The 6,287-nt window shown below is 71.5% G+C and carries 4 protein-coding genes; 2 read left to right on the top strand and 2 right to left on the bottom strand.

Annotated elements, in window-relative coordinates; all coding sequences use genetic code 11:
* Positions 1-59: 59 nt before the first annotated feature.
* Both ACWGIG_RS35965 and ACWGIG_RS35960 read right to left on the bottom strand, forming a co-directional pair.
* On the bottom strand, positions 60-1,724 hold the full coding sequence (locus ACWGIG_RS35965) for a glycoside hydrolase family 6 protein (RefSeq protein ID WP_453325915.1): 1,665 nt from the start codon (positions 1,722-1,724) through the stop codon (positions 60-62).
* 553 nt (positions 1,725-2,277) lie between these two features.
* Positions 2,278-3,501, bottom strand: a complete 1,224-nt coding sequence (locus tag ACWGIG_RS35960) for an ROK family transcriptional regulator (protein WP_453325914.1) — start codon at positions 3,499-3,501, stop codon at positions 2,278-2,280.
* A gap of 157 nt (positions 3,502-3,658) precedes the next feature.
* Here ACWGIG_RS35960 and xylA point away from each other — a divergent pair, with 157 nt between their 5' ends.
* Together xylA and ACWGIG_RS35950 are read left to right on the top strand one after the other, a co-directional pair.
* A complete protein-coding gene (gene xylA, locus ACWGIG_RS35955; RefSeq protein ID WP_453325913.1) occupies positions 3,659-4,846 on the top strand; it encodes a xylose isomerase in 1,188 nt (395 codons plus the stop codon).
* A 3-nt stretch (positions 4,847-4,849) separates the two neighbouring features.
* The gene (locus ACWGIG_RS35950; RefSeq protein ID WP_453325912.1) at positions 4,850-6,253 is read left to right on the top strand and encodes a xylulokinase; all 1,404 of its coding nucleotides are present in this window, start codon (positions 4,850-4,852) and stop codon (positions 6,251-6,253) included.
* The last annotated feature ends 34 nt before the right edge of the window (positions 6,254-6,287 follow it).

Genomic DNA, 6,287 nt, shown 5'->3' with positions numbered 1-6,287 from the left:
CCCTTTCCCCGGCGTGCACACCGGGGAAAGGGGCCGTCGGCACGCCCGTCAGAACGCGGTCAGAGTGCCGGGTGGGCGTTCTTCAGCAGCTCCTGGAACTGGGCGGAAAACCACTTCCCCGCCAGGGGCGCGTTCGGCAGCGAGCCGGACATGCTGTGCCCGTTGCGGGGGTTGCCGGTGTACGTCGGGTCGCACATCCGGTCGAAGCCCTTGCCCTCGTCGTTCGGGATCTCCTTGCTTCCACCGTCGGACTCGCCCGGCGGCTTGGCCCACACGTACGCGTCGATGCCGGCCGCCGGCGCGGTCGTCGGGCGTTCGCCCAGGCCCGCCCCGGACTGGTTGCACCAGTTGCCGAGGTGGATGCGGCGGTCGTAGCGCCCGCCGTCGACGTACGTGTCCACACTCGTTTTCGGGCCGGGTCCCGCCGGTCGTGCCGTACCGCCCCAGCCGTTGCGGGAGGTGTCGATCAGCATGCCGAGGCTGGAGTCGAAGCCGAGCGTGGCCAGCTTGGCGCGCATGGCCTGCGCGTAGCTGAGCTCGTCGGTGTACCGGTTCCAGTCCACCCACTTGGACTGGCGCACGCCGGTTCCGTTGACGCTGTCGCCGATGGCGAAGTGGTCCTCCTTGAGGGCGCTGAAGTTGGCGGTGTTGACGATGAAGCCGTGCACGTCGGCGAGGGTCGCGCCCTCGGTGGTGGCGGCCTCCTTGAACATCTCGGCGGAGGCCGTGAAGTTGTCGTCCCAGCCGAGCCAGCCGTGGTGTCCGGCGTCGACGTAGTTGTAGACGTTGGGGACGTCGCCCAGCTTGTTGAGCGCGTACCCGACGCCCTTCTGGTAGTTGCCGTTCGCCTTCATCACGTCGCAGGCGGGGGTGACGGTGGGGCGGGGGGTGGTGTTGGTGACGAGGTTGGGCAGCGAGTCGATCTCCACCATCGTGACGATGCGCAGGCCCGCGTACTTGGGGTCGGCGAGGATCGCGGCGAGCGGGTCGATGTACTCGCTCTTGTACCGGCCGATCTCGGTCGGACCGAGCTCCCCGTTGGAGGCGAGGGCGGAGCAGTCGCGGCCCGGCAGGTTGTAGACCACCAGCTGGACGGTGAGTTCGCCCGTCCCCTTCTGCTTCAGGGCCTCGTCCAGGTGGGCTCTCAGTCCCATGGTGGTGGCGCTGCCCTTGACGGCGGCGATGCGGTCCAGCCAGACGGCGGTCGGCTGCTTGGCGACGGCCGCACCGCCCGGCTCGGCGGCGGCCTTCGCGGACCACTCCGGGTTCACGTAGGCCTTCGCGCCGACGTACGGGTTGTCCACCCGCTTGCCGGGCGGATCCGTGGGGCCGGGGCCCGGGTCCGTACCGCCGTTGCAGGTCACGCCGTTGAGCTTGAAGGTCGCGGGCACGGCGTTCTCGCCGCTGTTGCCGGCGTTGAAGCCGAAGGAGGCGGAGCCGCCGGTGCCGAGGTTCCCGTTGTACGAGACGTTCGTGGCGGAGACGGCCTTGCCCGTCTGGCTGACGGTGGCGTTCCAGCCCTGGGTGATCTGCTGGTCACCGGCGTAGACCCACTCCAGGGTCCAGCCGGTGACCGGGGAGCCGTTGTTGGTGACGGTCACGTTCGCGCCGAAACCGCCGTTCCACTGATTCTGGATCGTGTAGTCGACGGCGCAGGCGGGCGCTGCCGCACCGGCTGCTCCCGATGCTGATCCGGTGGCCACGGCCGTGACCCCGGCCGCCATGAGCAGTGCACAGGCCGCCGCCAGACCCGCACGACCACGCGGGGCGGAGGTCGGGGACTGCGAAGGGGAGTTCAGAGGGGAATTCAGGGGGTGATGCATGAGCGACTCCTGACAACTGAGGTGCTCCTGACAGGGCACCTAGTGAAGGGGACCGCTCCCACTGGTGAGGCAGACCGTAGCGCCACGTGGCGTCAAGCAACAGAGATGTCACCGACTTTCACCGCCACATCACTGTCGAATATCTTCGACTCTTCACGCTTCTTGACCACACAACGTCCACACCTCGACAGTGGGAGCGCTCCCACTGGTGCAAGGCTTGAACACACGGCCCGATGCGAAACCAGCACGCAACGGGCTTCGAACACCCGGAGGAGGGATGTGTACGCGGAGGTCCCGGGCTCCCCCGCAGGTGACCGGCTCGGCGGAGGCGGCGATCGCGTCCATCGGCGCATCGGCCCCCGAAGCCGGGCCGTTCGCGTCGCTGCGCAGGCCGAAGGCCTCCGTCGGCCCGTCGTGGTGCGCGGCCCGCTCGGGGCGCCGCGGACTCGGACACTCAGTCCAGCAGCTCGTACGGCGCGGCCAGCGCCCGCCGCAGTACCGAGCCCGCTGCCCCCCGCAGTGCGGCTGTCGCTCCCAGCTCCGAGAAGACGGCGGAATCGGGGGCGATGAGGCCGGGGGCGAAGTCGTCGAGGCTGTGGAGGAGTGCGGGACGGAGCCATGCGGCGAGCGTCGCGAAGTGCCCGCCGAGCACCACCGCCGAGAGGTCGACGAGGCGCGCCGAGGACACCACCGCGATCCCGAGACAGTGCCCCGCGTGGGCGACGGCGGCGATCGCCCGGGCATCGCCGGCCGTGAGGGCGGACTGCAGCACGCCCATGCGCTCCGCCGTCGTGCTGCCGCCGTCGGTGATTCCCGCCGCGGCGAGGATGGCCTCCTGGCCGGCGACGGTTTCGAGGCAACCGCGGCCTCCGCACGAGCAGCGCCGGCCGCCGGGTTCGACGACGACGTGCCCCACTTCGCCCGCGTGTCCGCCGGGGCCGGAGAACAGTTCCGCCCCCAGCACGAGGCCGCCGCCGACCCCGACTTCGCCCGACACGAACAGGTAGGAACCCAGCGACGCCCCGCAGCCGTACCAGAGTTCGGCAAGGGCGGCGCTGTCCGCCTCGTTGGAGGTGGCGACACCGAAGGGCGTCGGTGGGACGAGGCCGACGAGCGCGGTGCTCAGATCGGCGTTCTGCCACGCGAGGTTGGGGGCCGTCAGAACGGTCCCGCGGCCCGGGTCGACGAGGCCGGGAACGGCGAGTCCGCCGCCGAGGAGGGTCATCCCTGCGTCGGCGGCCCGAGCCGAGCAGCGTGCGACGAGTTCCGCGAGTTCCGCGAGGACTTCGGCCGGAGCGCGGCCCCGGTTGGCGGTCTCGGCCACTTCGTGGACCCGCAGCTTTCCGTGCAGGTCCACGATGCCGGCCGCGAGGTAGTCGACGTTCACCTCGGCGCCGACCGCGCCGCGTCGGGGATCGAGGGCCAGGCCCACACCGGGCCGGCCCCTCCCCCCGGCCCGGGTCACGCCGACCTCTTCGACGAGCCCCGTTGCCAGGAGGTCGGTCACCAGGCTGGAGACCGCGGCCTTCGTGAGGCCGGTGGCTGCGGCGACGTCCGCCCGGGACGCGGGGGTGTCCGGCCCGATGCGCGCGAGCACGAGGGCGAGGTTCCGTCGCCGCACGTCGGCGACCCGGCCGGGCTCCTCGCTGCGCGCCGCGCCCTCGTTCTGCTCCCGCACGTGCGCCCCTTCGGTGGTTCCGACTGCGTCCGGCCGCGCCGGACGACCGTTGACAAGTTCACCACGGCCCATATAGTTCAGGACCAATACTAATTCTGCTTCTGCTCGGAAGTGCTTCTTCCCGCAGCAGAGGACGAGCCCGGATGAGGTGTTTGGCATGGCTCCGCTCCCCACCACCGCCGACAGGTTCACCTTCGGTCTGTGGACCGTCGGCTGGACGGGCAACGACCCGTTCGGCGCCCCGACCCGTGCGGCTCTCGACCCGGTGGAGGCCGTCCACCGGCTCGCCGAGCTGGGCGCGTACGGCATCACGCTCCACGACAACGACCTGATTCCGTTCGGTGCGTCCGCGGGTGAGCGCGAGCGCGTTCTGGGGCGCTTCCGTACCGCGCTGGAGTCGACGGGCCTCAAGGTCCCGATGGTCACCACGAACCTCTTCAGCCACCCCGTCTTCAAGGACGGCGGCTTCACCTCGAACGACCGCTCGGTGCGCCGCTTCGCCCTCGCGAAGGTGCTCCACAACATCGACCTCGCTGCCGAGTTCGGCGCCGAGACGTTCGTCATGTGGGGTGGCCGTGAGGGCTCGGAGTACGACGGTTCCAAGGACCTCGCCGCCGCGCTCGACCGCTACCGCGAAGGCGTGGACACCGCAGCCGGATACATCAAGGACAAGGGGTACGGTCTGCGGATCGCCCTGGAGCCCAAGCCGAACGAGCCGCGCGGCGACATCCTCCTGCCGACCGTGGGCCACGTCCTCGGGTTCATCGCGCAACTGGAGCACGGCGACATCGTGGGCCTCAACCCGGAGACCGGGCACGAGCAGATGGCCGGTCTGAACTTCACGCACGGCATCGCGCAGGCCCTGTGGGCGGGCAAGCTGTTCCACATCGACCTCAACGGCCAGCGCGGCATCAAGTACGACCAGGACCTCGTCTTCGGGCACGGCGACCTCACCAGCGCGTTCTTCACGGTCGATCTCCTGGAGAACGGCTTCCCGGGCGGCGGCCCCCGCTACGAGGGTCCGCGGCACTTCGACTACAAGCCCTCCCGCACCGACGGGTACGACGGCGTGTGGGAGTCCGCCCGCGCCAACATGGCCACCTACCTGCTGCTCAAGGAGCGCGCCGCGGCGTTCCGCGCCGACCCGGAAGTCCAGGAGGCGCTGCGCGCCTCGGGTGTGTACGAGCTGTCCGAACCGACGCTGGCCCCCGGGGAATCGGCGGCGGACCTGCTTGCCGACGTCTCCGCGTTCCAGGAGTTCGACGCCGAGAAGGCCGCCGCGCACTCCTTCGCGTTCGTACGCCTCAACCAGCTTGCGATCGAGCACCTGGTCGGCGGACGCTGACCCATGGCCGCCTACGTCGCCGGAGTCGACAGCTCCACCCAGTCCTGCAAGGTCGTGATCCGAGACGCCGAGACCGGTGCGCCGGTGCGCTCGGGCTCGGCCCGCCATCCCGGGGGCACCGAGGTGCACCCCGACGCGTGGTGGGACGCGCTCCGGGCCGCCGTCGAGGCGGCAGGCGGAATCGACGACGTCGTCGCCGTCTCGGTGGGCGGGCAGCAGCACGGCATGGTCTGTCTCGACGAGGGCGGCGCGGTCGTCCGCCCGGCGCTGCTGTGGAACGACACGCGCTCGGCCGCTGCGGCGACGTCGCTCATCAGCGAAGCGGGCAACGGCGACTCGGCCGCCGGCGCACGCTGGTGGTCCGGGGCGACCGGGACCCTGCCGGTCGCCTCGGTCACCGCGACCAAACTGCGGTGGCTGGCCGACAACGAGCCCGCGAACGCGGTACGGACGGCCGCCGTGTGCCTTCCGCACGACTGGCTCTCGTGGCGGCTCGCGGGGCACGGCCCCGGTTCGGGCGGACTGGACGCGCTGCGGACGGACCGCTCGGACGCCTCCGGTACGGGCTACTGGTCACCGTCGACGGGAACGTACCTGCCCGAGGTGCTCATGCGCACCCTCGGGCACGTCCCCGTCCTCCCCCGCGTCCTCGGCCCGCTCGAAGCAGCGGGCCGCACGCCGGGCGGCGCCCTCCTGGGCCCCGGTGCCGGGGACAACGCGGCGGCCGGGCTCGGGGTCGGTGCCTCGGTGGGCGACGTCGTCGTCTCGATCGGCACGTCGGGCACCGTGTTCGCCGTCGCCGAGCGGCCGACGTCGGACCCCTCCGGGCAGGTGGCGGGCTTCGCGGACGCCACCGGCCATTACCTCCCGCTCGTCTGCACGCTCAATGCCTCGCGCGTGCTCGATGCGACGGCAGCTCTGCTCGACGTCTCGCTGGACGAGCTCACCTCGCTGGCACTCTCCGCACCGGCGGGCGCCGGAGGTCTCACCCTCGTGCCGTACTTCCAGGGGGAGCGCACCCCCAACCTGCCCGATGCCACCGGTTCGCTGCACGGCATGACGCTGCGGAACTTCACGCCTGCCCACCTGGCCCGCGCCGCCGTCGAGGGCATCGTGTGCTCCCTCGCCGACGGGCTCCGCGCACTCACCGCGCAGGGCGTCCCGGCCCGCCGGATCATCCTGGTCGGCGGCGGGGCGCGCTCAGCCGCCGTGCAGGAGGCCGCCGCCGCGATCTTCGGGCTCCCCGTACTCGTACCCGAGCCGGGTGAATACGTCGCCGACGGCGCCGCACGCCAAGCCGCGGGCGTCCACCTCGGGCACTTCCCCACCTGGCGGCGCACGGGCACCCGCACGGTGACCGCGCGTCCCACTCCCGACGTCCTCGACCACTACCGCGCCGCACGCTGACCACGCAAGCAGGGCGTGCGGAGGGAACGAGCGC

It is taken from the genome of Streptomyces sp. NPDC054863 (genome assembly GCF_053610825.1).
The sequence above is the reverse complement of the archived record's forward strand: the minus strand, read 5'-3'. Positions and strand labels throughout refer to the sequence as shown.